General features: G+C 71.4%; 15 protein-coding genes and 1 pseudogene. 2 read left to right on the forward strand and 14 right to left on the reverse strand.

What is annotated here, in order from left to right; translation table 11 throughout:
• Positions 1-48 precede the first annotated feature (48 nt).
• The 6 genes from ACFPLC_RS11355 to topA form a co-directional block, all read right to left on the reverse strand.
• Complete coding sequence (locus ACFPLC_RS11355; RefSeq protein WP_378200452.1) at positions 49-648, reverse strand: hypothetical protein; 600 nt, start codon at positions 646-648, stop codon at positions 49-51.
• 779 nt (positions 649-1,427) lie between these two features.
• Positions 1,428-2,216 carry a hypothetical protein gene (locus tag ACFPLC_RS11360; RefSeq protein ID WP_378200455.1) on the reverse strand — a complete coding sequence of 263 codons (789 nt, stop codon included), beginning with the start codon at positions 2,214-2,216 and terminating at the stop codon, positions 1,428-1,430.
• Positions 2,209-2,712, reverse strand: a complete 504-nt coding sequence (locus ACFPLC_RS11365) for a hypothetical protein (protein ID WP_378235803.1) — start codon at positions 2,710-2,712, stop codon at positions 2,209-2,211. Before ACFPLC_RS11365 ends, ACFPLC_RS11360 begins: the two co-directional genes overlap by 8 nt.
• Positions 2,705-3,496 carry an ESX secretion-associated protein EspG gene (locus ACFPLC_RS11370; RefSeq protein ID WP_378200458.1) on the reverse strand — a complete coding sequence of 264 codons (792 nt, stop codon included), beginning with the start codon at positions 3,494-3,496 and terminating at the stop codon, positions 2,705-2,707. Before ACFPLC_RS11370 ends, ACFPLC_RS11365 begins: the two co-directional genes overlap by 8 nt.
• A gap of 74 nt (positions 3,497-3,570) precedes the next feature.
• Positions 3,571-4,179 carry a hypothetical protein gene (locus ACFPLC_RS11375; RefSeq protein WP_378235804.1) on the reverse strand — a complete coding sequence of 203 codons (609 nt, stop codon included), beginning with the start codon at positions 4,177-4,179 and terminating at the stop codon, positions 3,571-3,573.
• A gap of 118 nt (positions 4,180-4,297) precedes the next feature.
• Positions 4,298-7,171, reverse strand: a complete 2,874-nt coding sequence (gene topA / locus ACFPLC_RS11380) for a type I DNA topoisomerase (RefSeq protein ID WP_378200462.1) — start codon at positions 7,169-7,171, stop codon at positions 4,298-4,300.
• A 296-nt stretch (positions 7,172-7,467) separates the two neighbouring features.
• Here topA and ACFPLC_RS11385 point away from each other — a divergent pair, with 296 nt between their 5' ends.
• The gene (locus tag ACFPLC_RS11385; RefSeq protein WP_378200465.1) at positions 7,468-8,274 is read left to right on the forward strand and encodes a S1 family peptidase; all 807 of its coding nucleotides are present in this window, start codon (positions 7,468-7,470) and stop codon (positions 8,272-8,274) included.
• Between the two features lie 18 nt (positions 8,275-8,292).
• Here the strand turns inward: ACFPLC_RS11385 and ACFPLC_RS11390 are convergent, their stop codons facing one another.
• The 3 genes from ACFPLC_RS11390 to ACFPLC_RS11400 all read right to left on the reverse strand — a co-directional run bounded on the left by ACFPLC_RS11390 (position 8,293) and on the right by ACFPLC_RS11400 (position 12,031).
• A complete protein-coding gene (locus ACFPLC_RS11390; protein ID WP_378200468.1) occupies positions 8,293-8,937 on the reverse strand; it encodes a hypothetical protein in 645 nt (214 codons plus the stop codon).
• Positions 8,938-8,988: 51 nt separating this feature from the next.
• Positions 8,989-9,579, reverse strand: coding sequence for a hypothetical protein (locus tag ACFPLC_RS11395; RefSeq protein WP_378200471.1), 591 nt, complete (start codon positions 9,577-9,579; stop codon positions 8,989-8,991).
• A gap of 154 nt (positions 9,580-9,733) precedes the next feature.
• Complete coding sequence (locus tag ACFPLC_RS11400) at positions 9,734-12,031, reverse strand: sodium-translocating pyrophosphatase (RefSeq protein ID WP_378200474.1); 2,298 nt, start codon at positions 12,029-12,031, stop codon at positions 9,734-9,736.
• 350 nt (positions 12,032-12,381) lie between these two features.
• Between ACFPLC_RS11400 and ACFPLC_RS11405 the strand changes: the two are divergent.
• Positions 12,382-14,867 (forward strand): annotated as a pseudogene (locus ACFPLC_RS11405) (DEAD/DEAH box helicase).
• 84 nt (positions 14,868-14,951) lie between these two features.
• Here the strand turns inward: ACFPLC_RS11405 and ACFPLC_RS11410 are convergent.
• The 5 genes from ACFPLC_RS11410 to ACFPLC_RS11430 form a co-directional block, all read right to left on the reverse strand.
• Complete coding sequence (locus ACFPLC_RS11410) at positions 14,952-15,569, reverse strand: bifunctional DNA primase/polymerase (protein WP_378200477.1); 618 nt, start codon at positions 15,567-15,569, stop codon at positions 14,952-14,954.
• 847 nt (positions 15,570-16,416) lie between these two features.
• Entirely contained in the window at positions 16,417-16,566 is a 150-nt protein-coding gene (locus ACFPLC_RS11415) for a hypothetical protein (protein WP_378235805.1), read from the reverse strand.
• A gap of 156 nt (positions 16,567-16,722) precedes the next feature.
• Positions 16,723-17,160 (reverse strand): Rv3654c family TadE-like protein, encoded by a 438-nt coding sequence (locus ACFPLC_RS11420; RefSeq protein ID WP_378200480.1) that lies wholly within the window; start codon positions 17,158-17,160, stop codon positions 16,723-16,725.
• The gene (locus ACFPLC_RS11425; protein ID WP_378200483.1) at positions 17,147-17,506 is read right to left on the reverse strand and encodes a TadE family type IV pilus minor pilin; all 360 of its coding nucleotides are present in this window, start codon (positions 17,504-17,506) and stop codon (positions 17,147-17,149) included. Before ACFPLC_RS11425 ends, ACFPLC_RS11420 begins: the two co-directional genes overlap by 14 nt.
• Positions 17,503-17,679, reverse strand: a complete 177-nt coding sequence (locus tag ACFPLC_RS11430) for a DUF4244 domain-containing protein (RefSeq protein ID WP_378200486.1) — start codon at positions 17,677-17,679, stop codon at positions 17,503-17,505. The genes ACFPLC_RS11425 and ACFPLC_RS11430 overlap by 4 nt, the downstream gene beginning before the upstream one ends.
• Positions 17,680-17,702: the final 23 nt, after the last annotated feature.

Here is a 17,702-nt window from a genome sequence, read left to right on the forward strand (position 1 = left end):
GGCGTCTGGTGCGGGGGACGGCCCCGTGGTGCGGGGCAGGCGACGGCGCTAGTCGAAGAGCCCCGTCACGCTGCTGACCAGGCTCGACACCATCTCGACGGCGACGAACCCGAACACGATCAGCAGGACGACGGCCAGCATGACCCCCGCCGCACTCGACGACGGCCGGTTGAACGCCGGCATCGACATCGGCGGCATCTTCGGCAGCCTGCGCCGCTTGACGGGCACGAGCTCGACGTCCTCGCCGGCGTCTTCGGCCAGCGGATCCTGCCGGACGGGCCGCATGATCTGCGGTGGCCGGGTGGGCCAGGTGCGCCGCCGGTTCCGCTGCCGCGGGAGCAGGCCGAGCGGCTGGCCCTGGTTCAGGGTGCCGGCCGGCGGGACGGCCTCGGGGGCCTTCGCTTTCTCCTCGCGGAGCGTTTCCTCGACCATCCGGCGCACGGCTTCTTCGTCGGGCTTGACCGGCCCGGCCACGGGGATGGCGATGGGCTCCTGGCCATTCGGAACCGCGGTGCGTGGCTCGGGCGACGCGGTGACCAGCCCGGAGACCGGATCCGCGAACATCTCGCCGGGTGCTTCGGACAGAGTGCCGTCGCGCTGAGTGAGCTCGGGGGCATTGAAGAAGGGAGCCTCACCGTTCGCGCTCATGGTGACCACCTCACTACTGAATGTCCTCGCCTTTCCAGGGTAGCGGCGCTGGCGGATAACGCATCCGCCCAATGGCTCTGTCTCCAGTGGATGGTCCGTCACGGAGCGCAAGCCCGCACCCGAACCTCCTGCAGTGTCCAGTCAGACGGTCACTGGGTCGACCGCCGTTGGTGACAGATGGTAGTGAGTCCGGTCACATCAAGGTCGGGAGTGGGGTGGCCAGGGGCTGGCCTTGGGGTGGCCAGTTTGGGGTGGGCTCGGGCACGGATGGGGTGGGTTGGGGTTGGGGGCGGGCGCGGTTCTGGCGGCGCGGTTCTGGCGGCACGGTTCGCGTTGCGCGGCCGCGGGTCGCTGTGCTCGATGGGACCCGGGCATCCGGCGGCTCGGGCAGGGCAAGGCAACCCGCCGGTGCGATCCGAGGCTGCCGGGCGGGAACGCCCGCCGCGGGCGCCGGGCTCCCGCTCCGGGCTCCGGGCTCCGGGCTCCGGGCTCCGGGCTCAGGGCTCCGGGCTCCGGGCTCCGGGCTCCGGGCTCCGGGCTCCGGGCTCCGGGCTCCGGGCTCCGGGCTCAGGGCTCCGGGCTCCGGGCTCCGGGCTCCGGGCTCCGGGCTCCGGGCTCCGGGCTCCGGGCTCCGGGCTCCGGGCTCCGGGCTCCGGGCTCCGGGCTCCGGGCTCCGGGCTCCGGGCTCCGGGCTCCGGGCTCCGGGCCGATCGTCCTCGTTCTCCTCCCCTGCCCCCGCCCCCCGCCTCCCCTTCTGGCCTATCGCCAGCGCTTTTGGATCAAGGCATCTCCTGTCCGAGGTCGATCATCTTGCGGCACCAGTCGTGGAGCATGCCGCGGCTGAAGGGGCTCAGGACCAGCTGGCGGCGGCCCTCGCCGCGGTCGAGTGCCGCCAAGGCGAAGCGGCCCAGGTCCGTGTCGACCAGGACGAAGCCGTGGTCCGGGAACTCTGCGCACAGGCCTCCGAAGGCCAGCATGTCGAGGACCGCCGTGCCGGACCTGGGGCGGGCCAGGAGCTCGCGCATTGCTCCGACGTCGTCGTCCTGGCCGTCGTGGACCAGGCCGTCGTCGTCGACCGAGACCCAGATCGCCCTTGCCGAGGCGCCGAAGGGGACCTCCGGCAGCTCGGCCACCAGCATCTCCGGCAGCTCCTCGAAGTCGGCCAGGTGGATCGCCGTGCGGCCGGGGAGGGAGCCCATCATGAACGCCCGCTCTCCGTCGGCGTAGCAGCGGATGTCCGCCGTCTCCGGGCCTTCGTCGAACACGCCGCACAGTGCGGCGCGGACCGAACCGCGCAGCATCAGCGAGACCACCTCGAAGCCGATCTCGTTCAGCTCGCCGTTTTCGCCGAACGGGGTGCCGTCGATCCAGGCGGCCCACGCCACGTGCCGCTCGACCTCGGCCACCAGGTCCGCCGGGTCGTCGGACACCGGGCCGTGGACCAGGATGTCGTGGTCGCTGACGTCCGGGTTGTACAGCCTGTCGACCGGCTCGCGGTCCGGCATCGCCGCCAGCACCGGGCCCGCGGCCAGCTCGAGCAGCTCGCGGGCCGCCGTGCGCTCAGCCATGCCGCCGCCTCTCGCCTGAACCGAGGCGGGTCTCGGCACCCGAGCCAGCCGAACCAGCCGGCCGGCTCGAGCCAGCCGGGACTCCCGCGCCCGCCGGACCGCTCGGGCCAGCCGAGCCGCGCGAGCCACCCGAGCTGGCCGGACCGCCTGCGCCAGCCGAGCCACCCGAGCTGGCTGGGGCACCCGCGCCCGCCGGACCGCCCGCGCCACCCGAGCGGCCTCGACCGACCGAGCCAGCCGGACCAGCCGAAACACCCGCTCCCGCCGGACCGCCCGGGCCAGCCGAGCCACCCGGGCGACCTGGACCGACCGAGCCAACCGGATCGGCCGAACCGGCCGGGACGGTGTCGGCTGACGGACGCGGCTCTGGGACGCCGCTGTTCAGCTCGGCGGCCGCGAGGATCGCCTCGCGCACCGTCAGGTCCTTCGAGGCCGCCGCGACCACCCTGTCCACTCCCTCCCCAGCCGTCTTGTGCACCGCAGCTTGCTCAGGCATGGCTCTGCACCGCCTCGACGATCCACTGCTCGGCCGTGCTGCGGGAGGCCGGGCCCCAGGTGACCGTCCAGCTGCCGTTCCGGGCCACGGCGGCGCTGAACTGGTACCGGCCGAGGTCGTTGTCGACCAGCCCGAACGCGCCGTGCGGGTACTCGGCCAGGATCGCGTTGCGCACCGCGAGGTCGACCAGCACCGTGCCCAGGCGCGGCCGGGCCGCGCACTCCCGGATCAGCTCGACCGCCCGCTCGCACCGGCGCGGGATCAGCCCGCGCTCGTCGGTCTCGATGCACAGGTGCTCGCCCGGCCCCGGTGGCCGGTCGGGCAGCCCGTCGAACACCCAGCCCGGCAGCTCGCTGAGGAAGCCCGACCGCAGCCGCGCGCGGTTGCCCAGCTTGTGCAGGACCGTGGTGTAGTCCTCGTCGCCGAAGAACCGGACCTCCCACGGCTTCGCCCGGGCCGGGAAGACCCCGGTGACCACGCCGCGGATGAAGCCGCCGCGCAGGGCGCGGTACAGCCCGACGGCCTCCGCGGTGACCTCGCCACCCGGCGCGAGGCCGATCGCGGCCATCCCGGCGACGAACCGCGTGTACTGCTCCACCTCGTCCGCGAGGCTCGACGCGGGCGAGGGCCGGCGGCCCGGCAGCGGGCCGGTGTCCGCCAGCACCGGCGGGATCTCGAACTCGGGGTCGTAGAACTCCATCACCGAGGGCCGCTCCGGCACCTCGGCCGACAGCGGGGCGATGACCTCGTCGATGACGTCGAAGACGGCGACTGCGTTGCTCACCCTTCGATTGAACACCCTGGCACCGACAATTTCTCGCACAGGTGTTCGAGAGGGTTACCTCGTGCGCCGAGCGGTCAGCCATGGTCCGGCACCCGCCCTTCGACGAACTCCGCGAGCCGCTCCACGGTGCCGGGCAGCCACCAGAGCCGGCGGTGGCCGCCCCGCGGTCTGCTCAGGGCCGCCAGGTGCCGTCCGCGGTCGTCGTCGACGAAGGCCAGCATCTCCCAGCGCGACGGGGAGCCGTCACGGGCGATGTCGAACTGGACGGTTCCGCGCCGGGTCCGCCGCAGGTCGTCCATCAGGTCCAGGACGAGACACTCCTGCTCCGGCTCGAGCACGCCGCGCTCGTCGGCGTCGAGGTACAGCCCCTCGCCCGGCACCGGCGGCAGCGGGGGCAGGCGCGTCAACGCCAGCCGAAGCAGCTCCGCGACGCCGCCAGGCGAGGGCCCGGACAGGCTCAAGCCGTCGCCGGCGACGCCGAACTCGGTCCGGTCGTCGTAGAACGCCGAGGTCCACGGCTCGTCGGACATCGCGACGGCCACGCCGCAGACGCCGCCGGTGCCGATGAAGCCGGTCAACGACTCCATCATGTCCATGGCGGTGGAACTGCCGGCGGCCGCCGCCCGGACCGGCTTCAGGATCTTCGTGGTCAATGCGTGCACAGTGCGTGGTGTTGTGGTCACGCGTCCATGAAACCCGGCGCCACCGACAATTTCCCGAACATGCGTTCGAGGTGTCACCTGAAGGTGTGACGCCGAAGGCCTCCCCACCAGTCGGCGGGGAGGCCTTCGAAACGCGGTCTTACTTGGCCTTCGTGGCCGTCGAGCTGCGCTTGGCCGCGGTCGTCTTCGCGGCGGCGGCCTTCTTGGTCGTGCCTGCCTTGACCGTCTTCGCCGTCGTCGACGCCGGCTTGCGCGCCGGTGCCTTCCGCTTCGGCGCCGGCCCCTTGGCCCGCTTCTCCGCCAGCAGCTCGGCCGCCCGCTCCGCGGTCAGCGACTCGATTTCGTCGCCCTTCCGCAGCGTCGCGTTGTACTCGCCGTCGGTCACGTACGGGCCGAACCGGCCGTCCTTGACCACCATCGGCTTGCCCGACACCGGGTCGTCGCCGAGCTCCTTGAGCGGCGGCTTAGCCGTGGCGGACCGCCCACGCTGCTTCGGCTCCGAGTAGATCTTCAGCGCCTCTTCGAGGGTGATCGAGAAAAGCTGGTCCTCGGTCGAGAGCGACCGCGAGTCCGTGCCCTTCTTCAGGTACGGCCCGTAGCGCCCGTTCTGCGCGGTGATCTCGTCACCGGACTCCGGGTCCTTGCCGACCACCCGCGGCAGCGAGAGCAGCTTCAGCGCGTCGTCCAGCGTGATGGTCTCGATGTCCATCGACTTGAACAGCGAGCCCGTCCGCGGCTTCGGCGCCTTCGCCTTCAGCGCCTTCTTCTGCGCGGCCGTGGCGTCCTCGGGGATCTCGATCTCCGGCAGCACCTCGGTCACGTACGGCCCGAAGCGGCCTTCCTTCGCGACGATCTCGTGCCCGCTCACCGGGTCGGTGCCCAGCGTGCGGCCCTCCTGCGGGGTCGCGAACAGCTTCTCCGCGATCTCCTGCGTGAGCTCGTCCGGCGGCAGGTCCTCCGGCAGGTTCGCGCGCTGGGAATTCCCGTCGACCTCGCGCTCCAGGTACGGCCCGTAGCGGCCGACGCGGACCACGACGGTGTGCCCGTTCTCGTCGCTGAACAGCGGGATCGAGTTGATCTCGCGCGCGTCGATGTCCTCGACGCTGCCCTCGACCAGCTTCTTCAGCCCGCCGAGGCGGCCGATCGAGCCGTCGACACCCATGTCGCCGCCGAAGTAGAACTTCGACAGCCACTGCGCGCGCTGCTCGTCACCGGCCGCGATGCGGTCGAGCTCGTCCTCCATGCCGGCGGTGAAGTCGTAGTCGACCAGCCGCTCGAAGTGCCGTTCCATCAGGCCGATCACGGCGAACGCAACCCACGACGGGACGAGCGCGGAGCCCTTCTTCCAGACGTACCCGCGGTCCTGGATGGTCTTGATGATCGACGCGTACGTCGACGGGCGGCCGATGCCCAGCTCTTCCAGCTTGCTGACCAGGCTCGGCTCCGAGTACCGCGCCGGCGGCGACGTCGTGTGGCCGTCCGGGTTCAGCTCGGAAGCGGTGAGCGCCTGGTCCTTCTCCAGCACCGGCAGGCGGCTCTGCTTGTCGTCGGCCTCGCCACCGGTCTCGGTGTCGACGGCTTCGACGTACGCCTTCAGGAAGCCCGCGAAGGTGATCGTGCGGCCCGAAGCGGCGAAGGTGCACTCCTCGCCCGAAGACGCGTTGCCGACGATCCGCACGGACATCGTGGTGCCCTTGGCGTCCGCCATCTGCGAGGCGATCGTGCGCTGCCAGATCATCTCGTAGAGCCGGAACTCGTCGGTGTCCAGCTCGCCCGCGACCTGGCCGGGCGTGCGGAAGACCTCGCCCGACGGCCGGATCGCCTCGTGGGCCTCCTGCGCGTTCTTCACCTTGCGCGTGTACTGGCGCGGCGTCGGCGAGACGTACTCCTTGCCGTACAGCTGCGTGGCCTGGCTGCGCGCGGCCGAGATCGCCGACTCCGACAGCGTCGTGGAGTCGGTACGCATATAAGTGATGTAGCCGTTCTCGTACAGCTTCTGCGCGATCCGCATGGTGCGCTCGGAGGTGAACCGCATCTTGCGGCCCGCCTCCTGCTGCAGCGTCGACGTCATGAAGGGCGCGTACGGCTTGCGCGTGTACGGCTTCTCCTCGACGCTCGCGACCTTGAAGTCACGCTGCTTCAGCGCGTCGGCCAGGCGCCGCGCGTCAGCCTCGGCCAGCACGCGGATCTCGGTGTTCGACGCCTTGAGCTGCCCGTCCGAACCGAAGTCGCGGCCGGTGGCCAGGCGCGCGCCGTCGACGGCGACCAGGCGCGCCGGGAAGTTCCGCGGCGAGGCCTCTTCACCGGCGTCCATGGTCGCCGAGATGTCCCAGTAGGACGCCGAGGTGAAGCGCATCCGCTCGCGTTCGCGCTCGACCACGATCCGGGTCGCCACCGACTGCACGCGGCCCGCCGAAAGTTTCGGCATGACCTTCTTCCACAGCACCGGCGAGACCTCGTAGCCGTAGAGGCGGTCGAGGATGCGGCGGGTCTCCTGGGCGTCGACGAGGTCGGCGTCGAGCTCACGGGTCGAGTCGGCGGCCGCGCGGATGGCCTGCTCGGTGACCTCGTGGAAGACCATCCGGCGGACCGGGACCTTGGGCTTGAGCGTCTCGAGGAGATGCCACGCGATGGCCTCGCCCTCGCGGTCGGGGTCCGTGGCGAGGTAGAGCTCGTCGACGTCCTTCAGCAGGCCCTTGAGCTCGGTGACCTTGGACTTCTTGTCCGGGGTGACCACGTAGAGGGCTTTGAAGCCGTTGTCGACGTCGACGCCGAGGCGCGCCCAGGACTCGCCCTTGTACTGGGCGGGCACGTCGGCGGCACCACGCGGCAGGTCGCGGATGTGCCCGACGGAGGATTCGACGACATAACCGCCGCCCAGGTAGGGGGCGATCTTGCGGGCCTTCGTCGGCGACTCGACGATGACCAGCCGCCGGTGCCCGGCGCCGTTGCCCGCCGCGGCTCCGTTCTTCTTGGTCCGTGCTCCTGCCACGCTGTCCTGCTCTCCGCTCATCTCGTCCCGCCGCCGCGGGACTGCACCACGTCCCTGCCGGGGCCCGTGTCTCGACCTGCCAGTGTGCACGCTGTTCCCGGCCGGACGGCGCGGAGGTGGCCCAACACGCCGCCGGTCCTGTGCCCAGCGCATCGCCGCTGACCTCGACGATGTTTCCCCAAGGTACCTGCCACGTGATTTCGGCCACGTCTCGCGCAGCCTAGCGCGTGACCGTCCGGATACCCTCCGTTCGACGGTGGTGGGCGCGGGGATGTCACCGCTTCACTGGTTTCCCCGTCCATCCGAAAGGACCCGCCATGACCCGACGCCTGCTCGGCGCCCTGTTCACCGCCGCGACCGCCACAGTATTGCTGGGGGCCACTCCGGCGAACGCGGCCGCCGCGAACTTCGCCGGCACCGTGGCCCTGTCCAACTGCTCGGGCTCGGTGGTCAAGCCGGCCGCGACACCCGACACCGCGCCCGCGCTCGTCATGTCCAACGGGCACTGCCTCGAAACCGGTTTCCCCGCGCCGGGCCAGGTGATCACCAACCGCGCCTCCAGCCGGACGTTCACGCTGCTCACCGCCAGCGGCAGCAACAAGGCCACACTCCGGGCCCAGAAGATCGTCTACGGCACGATGACCGACACCGACGTTTCGCTCTACCAGCTCACCACCACCTACGCGCAGATCAAGGCGAGCTACGGGATCTCGCCGTTGGAACTGTCGAACGCCCACCCGTCGGCCGGTGCCGCGATCGACGTGGTTTCCGGTTACTGGAAGCGCATCTACTCCTGCAACATCGACGGGTTCGTCTACCGGTTGAAGGAGGGCAGCTGGACCTGGAAGGACTCGATCCGCTACACGTCCGCCTGCCAGACCATCGGCGGCACCTCCGGTTCGCCGATCATTTCCGGCGGCAAGGTCGTCGGCGTGAACAACACCGGCAACGAGGACGGCGAGCGCTGCACGGACAACAACCCGTGCGAGGTCGACCAGGCCGGCAACGTCACCGTGCACTACAAGACGAACTACGGCCAGGAGACCTACGGCATTCCCGCGTGCCTGACCCCGGCCAACGAAATCGCGCTCACGCAGGCCGGCTGCGCGCTGCCCAGGCCCTGACGCACCCGCCGCACCCGGTCAGGCCGTGCTCGTCGCGGCCTCCGGGTGCGGTTGCGGTTCCGCGCCGGGCCACGCCGCTTCGGCACCCGGCGGCGGCTCCCCGATCAGCTCCAGCAGTGCCTCCAACCGGCGTTTTCCGGTGACCTTGACGGCCGGGACCTCGGCCTTCGGACCGGTCAGCTTCGCCGCGACACCCAACGGCGTCAGCGCTTCGACCAGCCGCTCGTGCATGCCCGGCGCGAGCGGATCGACGCCCAGCAGGTAACCCTGCGTGCCGGGGCGGCCGCCGGCCAGCGCCCACATCCGCAGCATCGCGCCGCTCAGCCGGAAGCCCTCCGGCACGGCCTTGCCCGAGTCGTCCTCGACCGGGCCCGCGCAGCCCGCGCGCAGCCACCGCACCGCCAGCGGCAGCAGGTCGACCCGGAACGACGTGCGCACCTGCGGACGGCCGCAGTCGGCCTTCGACACCTGGGCGTCCGCACCGCGGCAGCGGAACTCGCGCGCCAGGATGTGCGCCCGCCACGGCTCCTCGACGACCACCGACAGCCGGGCGGCGGTGCGCCCGAAGCCGGTGATCTGGCCGTGGCAGCACAACAGGCCGGCCAGGTCGCCCAGGCCCGGGCCGCTGGCCTCGGCGGAGAAGAGCGAGATCGTCCGATCCACCGCGCCATACTAGAACACAAGTTCGATTCACGGCAGGTCTCGCGGGGATCTTCAGCCGGCAGGCTGATCCAGCCGGCGGCAGGCCGGAGCACGCTGTTCCGCCGCCGCCAAGGCCGGGACGTCCTTGAGGCCCTTCAGGTAGTCGAGCGCGTCGATGCGGTCGAGCGTCGCCCTGGCCTGGCCGAGGGCGTCCTTCGTCGCCGCCGCGTTCCCGCGGGCCGCCTCGATGCGCCGGCGCGCGTTCTCGGCCTCCGCCCGGATCCCGGCGAACTGCGCGATGACGTCCTTGCGGCCGGTGTCGGCCGAGGGCGACGGCGGCGCGCCGAGCGCGTTCAGCCCGGCCAGGCTTTCGTCGAGCCCGCCGACCACTGAAGAAAGGAGGTCACTGGAGGTCCGGGACGCCTTCTGCGGCGTGCTGGGATCGACGGCGGGGAGCGCCGCGAGCGCACGGACCAGGTGCGTCACCGCGTCGCAGTAACCGGCCGCCCAGCTCACCGCGGGATCGGCCGGGGGAACGACGGTCGACGCCGGCAGGTCGCGGTCGCGCGGCGGGGTCTGCTCGGCGACCGGCTGCCCGCACCCGGTGAGACCGATGGCGATCGTCGTGATGAGAGCGGCGAAAACGGTCGACCGCTGCCGCACTCGCGTACCTCCTGCCCGACGGCGTCCCGGCAAGCCCGACGGTACCGACTCGGTGGTGCTTCGCAAGTCGCCGGGCCTTTCTGGGACGGCCTGCCCGGGCACGCCCCGGGCCCGGCACGCGTTGTCGCGCACCGGGCCCGGGGTCACCTGGAACTCAGGCCTTGATTTCGGCCGGGGTGTCGGAAATGACCGTCCCCCGCCGCTTCGAGACCACGATCGCCGCCACGATCACCGCGACCGCGACGAGCGAGATGATGATGCGGACGGCCGCGTTCTCGTCGGGACCGATCGAGAACTGCACGACGGCCGGCGCGATCAGCACGGAGACCAGGTTCATGACCTTGATCAGCGGGTTGATCGCCGGGCCGGCGGTGTCCTTGAACGGGTCGCCCACGGTGTCACCGATGATGGTGGCCTCGTGTCCCGGCGAGCCCTTGCCGCCGTGGTTGCCGTCTTCGACCAGCTTCTTCGCGTTGTCCCACGCGCCACCGGAGTTGGCGAGGAAGATCGCCATCAGGGTGCCGCAGGCGATCGCGCCGGCCAGGTAGCCGGCGAGCGCGCCGGTGCCGAGGCCGAAACCGACCGCGATCGGGGCGAAGACCGCCAGCAGACCCGGCGTCGTCAGCTCGCGCAGCGAGTCGCGCGTGACGATGTCGACGACCTTGCCGTACTCGGGGCGGGTGGTGCCCTCCATGATCCCCGGGATGTCGCGGAACTGGCGGCGCACCTCGAAGACGACCGCGCCGGCGGCACGCGAAACCGCGTTCACCGCGAGACCGGAGAAGAGGAACACCACGGCCGCACCGATGATCACGCCGACGAGCGTGTTCGGGCTGACGACCTCGTTGATGAACGACTTGGCCGCGTCGAGACCGGTGACCACTCCGGTGCCCATGCCGGACAGCGCCTTGGTGATCGCGTCCGAGTAGGAACCGAACAGCGCCGTCGCCGCGAGGACCGCGGTGGCGATCGCGATGCCCTTGGTGATGGCCTTGGTGGTGTTGCCGACCGCGTCGAGCTCGGTCAGGATCTGCGCCGCCTTCTCGTCGACGTCACCGGACATCTCGGCGATGCCCTGCGCGTTGTCCGAGACCGGGCCGAAGGTGTCCATCGCGACGATGACGCCGACCGTGGTCAGCAGGCCGGTGCCGGCCAGCGCCACGGCGAACAGCGCGACGCCGCCGCCCAGCAGGTAGGCGCCGAACACGGCGGCGCCGATCACAAGGGCGGTGTACACAGCGGACTCGAAACCGACCGAGATACCGGACAGGATGACCGTCGCCGGGCCCGTCTCCGACGTCTTGCCGACGTCCTTGACCGGCTTGTACTCGGTGCCGGTGTAGTACCCGGTCAGCTTCAGGATGATCGCCGCGAGCACGATGCCGATGATCACCGCGACGGTCGCGATGACCGCCGGGTTGCCCGAGTTCTTGGCGAAGTCCCCGCCGAAGTCGGAGAAGCTGCTCGGCAGGTAGACGAACGCCGCGATCGCCGACAGCACCGCGGAAATCACCGCGGAGATGTAGAAGGAGCGGTTGATCGTGACCAGACCGCCCTCGCCGGCGCGCGCCTTGGTGATGTAGACGCCGATGACGGCGGTGATCACGCCGATGGCCGGCACGATCAGCGGGAAAAGCAGGCCGTGCACGCCGAAGGCGGTGCTGCCCAGGATCAGCGCGGCGACCAGCATGACGGCGTAGGACTCGAAGAGGTCCGCGGCCATGCCGGCGCAGTCACCGACGTTGTCGCCCACGTTGTCCGCGATGGTCGCGGCGTTGCGGGGGTCGTCCTCCGGGATGCCCTGCTCGACCTTGCCGACCAGGTCCGCGCCGACGTCGGCGGCCTTGGTGAAGATACCGCCGCCGACACGCATGAACATCGCGATCAGGGCGGCGCCGAAGCCGAAGCCCTCGAGCACCTTGGGCGCCTGGCCGGTGTAGACCAGCACGACGAGCGCGGCGCCGAACAGGCCGAGGCCGACGGTGATCATGCCGACCACGCCACCGGTGCGGAACGCGACGCGCATCGCCTTCTCGCGGCCGCCTTCCTCCCGTGACGCGGCCGCGACGCGCAGGTTCGCCTGCGTCGCCAGCCACATGCCGAGGTAGCCGATCGCGAACGAGAAACCCGCGCCGACCAGGAAGAAGATCGAACGGCCGATCTTCTCCTTCCAGTCGTCCGCGGGAAGGATGAAGAGCAGGAGGAACACGACCACGCCGAAGATGGCGAGGGTGTTCCGCTGCCGCTTGAGGTACGCGGCCGCACCTTCCTGCACCGCCTTGGCGATGTCCTGCATCTTGGCGGTGCCCTGGCCTGCGGCCAGCACCTCCTTGAGCAAGACGTAGCCGATGACGAGTGCGGCAAGCGCGACCACGGCGACTACACCGACAATCGTGTAGTCACCTCCGGAGAACGGAAGGTTTCCGCCCTCCGCGAGGAACTGCCGTGACATTCGTCCTCCAGGAGACGTCGCGTGCGCCAGCGTCGACGGCAAGCCGAGGGGTTCGACACGGCCGGCGCTGGCATGGACCCTGTATCGAGCGACACGCTAGCCGCGCAGCAATGCACGTCTCACATGACGCTCACCACAGAGGGTGTGGATTGCGGGAGTGTATTGGTATCGCAACCAGCGTCTTCACGCCGTCCCGGGGACGGTACATTCCGTTACCTTGTGAGCCTCCTCACTTGATCGATCACCCTTTCGCCGATCCGTTGGCGCAGCTGGGGACGGGCGGAACTGTCGGACCCCTGTGCCAAGCTCGGCGGGTGGACGAATCACGTGGGCAGCGGCTGCTGAGGCGGGTGACCGCCGGCATCCCCGCGCGGGAGCACCCGGTCACGCACGTCGCGGACCTGCCGGGCCGCGCCGCGCGCTACGCAGAGTGGCCGTCATGGGCGGATCCGGCGGTTGTCGCTGCGCTGCGTGACTGCGGTGTCTCCGCTCCCTGGGCGCACCAGACGGAGGCCGCGTCGCACGCGTACGAGGGCCGGCACGTCGTGATTTCGACCGGGACGGCCTCGGGCAAGTCGCTCGCCTACCAGCTGCCGGTGCTGTCGCGGCTGGCCGCGGGCGAGAAGGCGAAAGCGTCAGTTCGGGGGGGCCGGGTGGCGGAGCCCCCGGCCCGGGGCGCAGCCCCGGCTGTCACAGCGCTGTACCTGTCGCCGACGAAGGCGCTGGGGGCGGACCAGCTGCGTTCGGTGTCCTCTTTGGACGTGCCGGGGGTGCGGGCGGCGTCGTTCGACGGGGACACGCCGATGGCCGAGCGCGACTGGGTCCGCGCCCACGCGAACTGGGTGTTCACCAACCCGGACATGCTGCACCGCGGGATCCTCTCGGCGCACGGCCGGTGGGCCACGTTCTTCCGGCGGCTCAGCTGCGTGGTCGTCGACGAGTGCCACAGCTATCGCGGCGTCTTCGGCTCGCATGTCGCGCTGCTGCTTCGCCGCCTTCGGCGGGTGGCGGAGCACTACGGCGCTTCGCCGGTCTTCGTGCTTGCTTCGGCGACGACGGCTTCGCCCGCTTCGTTCGCTTCGCGATTGACGGGGGTGTCGTGTGTCGCCGTGACGGAAGACGCGTCGCCGCGGGGGGCCCGGACGGTCGCGTTGTGGGAGCCGCCGCTGCTGGACGAGCTGACCGGGGAGAACGGCGCGCCGGTCCGGCGTTCGGCCGGGGCGGAGACGTCGCGGATCCTCGCCGACCTGGTGCTGGAGGGCGCGCGGTCGCTGGCCTTCATCCGGTCGCGGCGGGGTGCGGAGCTGGCGGCGCTGGGCGCGCGGCGGATTCTGTCCGAAGTGGACCCTTCGTTGGTGGAGACCGTTGCGGCGTATAGGTCCGGCTACCTGCCGGAGGAGCGTCGCGCGTTGGAGGGGGCGCTGTTGTCGGGTCGGCTGCTGGGGGTCGCGACGACGAACGCCCTGGAGCTCGGTGTCGACATCGCGGGCCTGGACGCGGTGGTGCTGGCGGGCTACCCGGGCACGCTCGCGTCGTTCTGGCAGCAGGCCGGCCGGGCGGGCCGGTCCGGCGATTCGGCGCTGGTGGTGTTCGTCGCGCGGGACGACCCGCTCGACACCTACCTGGTGCACCACCCCGCGGCGCTGCTTTCCCGGCCGGTGGAGACGGCGGTGCTCGACCCGGCGAACCCGTACGTGCTGGCGCCGCAGCTCGCGTGCGCCCTGGCCGAGTTGCCGTTGACGCTGCCCGAGCTGGAGGTGTTCGGCGGCGCGGCGGCCCAGGAGGTGCTGGCCGAGCTGGCGGAGCAGAAGCTGGTGCGGCGCCGGTCGAGTGGCTGGTACTGGACTTCGCGGGACCGGCCGCACGCCGAAGTGGGCATTCGCGGCACGGGCGGGGAGCAGATCGCGGTGGTCGAGTCGGATTCCGGCCGGATGCTCGGCACGGTCGACCCGGGTTCGGCCTGCTTCGCCGTGCACCCCGGCGCGGTTTATCTGCACCAGGGGGCGTCGTACGTCGTCGACGAGCTGGATCTGGAAACCGGGCTGGCGCTGGTGCACGCGGAAAACCCGGACTGGACGACGACCCCGCGCGAAGTCGTGGACATCTCGGTGCTGAGCACCCAGGAGAAGCAGGACTACGGCGGGGTGAGCGTCTGCCTCGGCGAGGTGGCCGTGACGTCGCAGGTGGTCGGCTACCTGCGACGGCGGCCGTCCGGGGAGGTCATCGACCACACGCCGCTCGACCTGCCGGAGCAGAGCCTGCGTACGCGGGCGGTCTGGTACACGGTCTCTGCGGAGCTGCTCGGTTCCGATGGCTCGGATGGTTCCGATGGCGAGGTGGGGACCGGGGGCCATCGGGTGGGGACCGAATCTGCGGGGCCGGTGGGGACCGGGGAGGAGACCCAGGCGGACGGTCGGGGGCCCGTTCGCGAGGGTGGCAGGACACCGGGGGGTGCCGGATTGGTTCCGGCACGGGTCCCCGGTGCCCTGCATGCCGCCGAGCACGCGGCGATCGGCCTGCTACCGCTGTTCGCTACGTGCGACCGGTGGGACATCGGCGGGGTGAGTACCGCGTGGCACGAAGACACCGGGGAGGCGACGGTGTTCGTGCATGACGGGCATCCCGGGGTGCGGGATTTGCCGAACGCGGTTATGCCGCGATTGTCCCGTGGCTGGCCGCAACGCGGGAGGCGATCGTCTCCTGCGAGTGCCCGACGGGGTGCCCGTCCTGCGTCCAGTCGCCGAAGTGCGGGAACGGCAACGAGCCGCTGGACAAGGCGGGGGCAGTGGCTGTGCTGGGAACCGTGCTCGGGGCGTTGCGTCAACACGGCACCTAGAACGGCCACTTGGTGGTTCATGGAGTTGTGTCCTGCTCCGCCTCGGCCGGGCTCGGACCGGCCGGTGGCGGTGGTTCGGGTGCTTCAGGCCGCAGTGGTGTGGACCAGCTGCGCGGCGTCGGCGCCGGCGAGCGCGCGGACGAGCACGTCGTGCACCTCGGTGGCGTCCGGCAGCTGCCAGCCGCAGACCTCGGGCTTGACGCGCCAGTGCACGACACCGTGCTGGAACGGCGACGGCGGCAGCGGGATGTAGCTGCCCTTGCCGTGCCACTGGATCCCGGCGCGCGAGGCCAGCTCGGCCGGCACGCGGTCGGCGACGGTGGTGAGGAAGAGCCAGCGGCCGTTCGGCAGCGCGATGATGGGCGCGGGGTGGCCGAGGGCGCGGAGGAGGCGGCAGGCGCGCTTGCCGAGTTCGTCGTCGACCTCGATGGCGTCGAGCACGGTGCCGGTGGCGACGAGCAGGCTGTGGGTGCGGTCGGAGAACCAGGTGGCGACCTCGTGGGCGTGGGTGCCGAGTTGCTCGCGCCAGCCGTCAATGGCCGGAACCGGACGGCGCCAGGTGAGGTCGTCGCCGTCGGTGAGCGGAGCGGGGTCGACGCCCGGGAGCACCGGCCAGCCGCGCCAAGCGAGGCCGATCGCCTCCGCCCGCAGTTCGATGCGGAAGGCACCGCGCCAGCTGTCCGGCCAATTCGCGTCCAACATTGTCTTTCCTGCCTTAGGTTCCGGTTCTCCGCGACCCGCTAAACCCTGCCGTGGTGTCGCACATCTCACTTAACGGCAAGTTGCACATTGCTCGGAACCCCCACGCGACAACCGGTGGTTACGAGGCGATGAACGCCCAGTGATCCGTACGGCCCGACCGAACCCCGGGCGCGGATGGACGGCGAACGGCGACCGCACACCGGACCGTTCGTCGTGGGAAACCGCAGGATCCGCAGCGTTCCGACCGCCTGTCCGAGGGGGCGAGCGCACCGGTTCGGCCCAGGTGAGCAGCCGATTCGACCGCTCGCCGTGCACTGACGACCGCTGCCCGTGACAATCAGCCGCTCATCGCCCGGCCGCGCGGATCAGCCGGTCACCGCCCCATACCGACCGGTCGGCGTCCGCCGGGCGCGACAGGTGATGGGCTGAGGCGCACCCTGCGACGGCGGTGGGTGGCGTTGTGTCGCAAGTCCGCGACAGGGTTCGCGGCTGCGGACAGGCTGGATCCGCCCGGCCCGACCAGCGCTTCAGGTTTCGATGCCGCGGGAGCGGGGCGCGCTGTCGCAAACGCGCGACAGTGTCGCGAGGTGCGGACAAGGCCGGGATCCGCCACGAGCACCGCCGAGAGGCGGCTATCGCACCGTACTCCGGCCGCGGGTGGTGTCGCCCTGTCGCCACCACGCGACACCGTCGGGTCCTGCGGACAGACCGGGGGCCCGCCACCGAGGCAGGACCCGGACCGGCATGTCCGCTCCAGCCACCGCGGTGGCGCGCTGTCGCAACCGCGCGACAGTGTCGCGAGCTGCGGACAACGCCGGGATCCGCCACGAGCGCAGCCGAGAGGCGGCTATCGCACCGCACTCTGGCCGCCGGTGGTGGCGGCCTGCCGCCACCGCGCGACACCGTCGCGTGCCGCGGACAGATCGGGGGCCGCCACCGAGGCAGCACCCGCACCGGCACGTCCGCTCCAGCCGCCGGGGGTGGCGCGCTGTCGCAAACGCGCGACACCGTCGGGTGCTGCGGATAAGGCGGTCGGCCGCCACGGCCGCCGTCAGGAGGGGGCGTCTCCGTTCCAGCGGCCGCGGGCAGTGATGCAGTGTCGCGAACGTGCGACACCGAGCAGCGCGGTTCGCTCGGAGGCGGGCGCGATGGTTCACCCGCCGCCTTCGAGTGGGCGGATGGGTGTGCCGCCGAGGCCACTCGGCGACAGGGCCGTGGGTGGGTGGGATGGCTCGTCCGCCGGTCCGGCGCGGGCGTGGGCGGATGGGCTCGGCAAGCCGGCGAGGGCTGGGCCGGGCGCCTCCACTTCGACCAGTGCGTCGAGCTGCTGCCAGCGGCAGGTGCGGAGCCGCACTCCCATGCGGTCGGCTACCCACCTGGCGAGTTCGCATGCCCGGGCCGGGCCTTCGCTCGCGTGGGAGGCTGCGGCCAGCGCACTCAGGTCGGCCGCCGACTCGGCCTGGTGGCGGGCCATCACCGTTGCTCCCAGCCACAGCGCGAACGTGGCCACGGCCGCCAGGGCCGCCACCGCCATTGCCGTCCAGATCGTGGCCGCTCCCCTGTCCGAGGCGCGCGTTTCAGCCTGGGGCATGCGTCACCTCCGCGCCCGGCTCGGCCACTGCGTAGGCCGTTGCGCCGAGGTGGATGGTCGGGAGGAGGCCGGCCGCCGGGTGGGCCGTTACCTTGGCCGTGATCCTGTCGCCGATTTGCTCGAACGTCAGGTTCGCGCCCGGCGGGGCTATCTCGTGGGCCGCGGCCGCCGCCTCCTGCGGCTGGCCTCGGGCCAGCAGCCGCGCTGCTTCGCGGGCCGCGTCGGTGCAGCGCAACTGGCTCGTCAGCAGCGTGAGGCCCGCGAGCAGCAGGACCGTCACCACCGCCAGGCCGGCCAGGCCGAGCGCTGCCTCGACCGTCACCGAGCCTTCGTCCTTGTGTCTCATGACGGCACCGACAAGGCCTTCATGATCAGGTTGGTCAGCCACGAGACGACCGAGTCGCCGGTGAGCAAGGAGTAGAGGACAGCCGCGAAGGCCGCGACGGCGACCGTGACGATCGCGTACTCGACCGTCGTGGAGCCGTCGTCCGAGCGGAGCCGGCGGCGGAACGCGCGCATGGGGTTTCCCTTCGATGGGGGGT

The organism is Amycolatopsis plumensis (assembly GCF_042652605.1).
Lineage (GTDB): Bacteria > Actinomycetota > Actinomycetes > Mycobacteriales > Pseudonocardiaceae > Amycolatopsis > Amycolatopsis plumensis.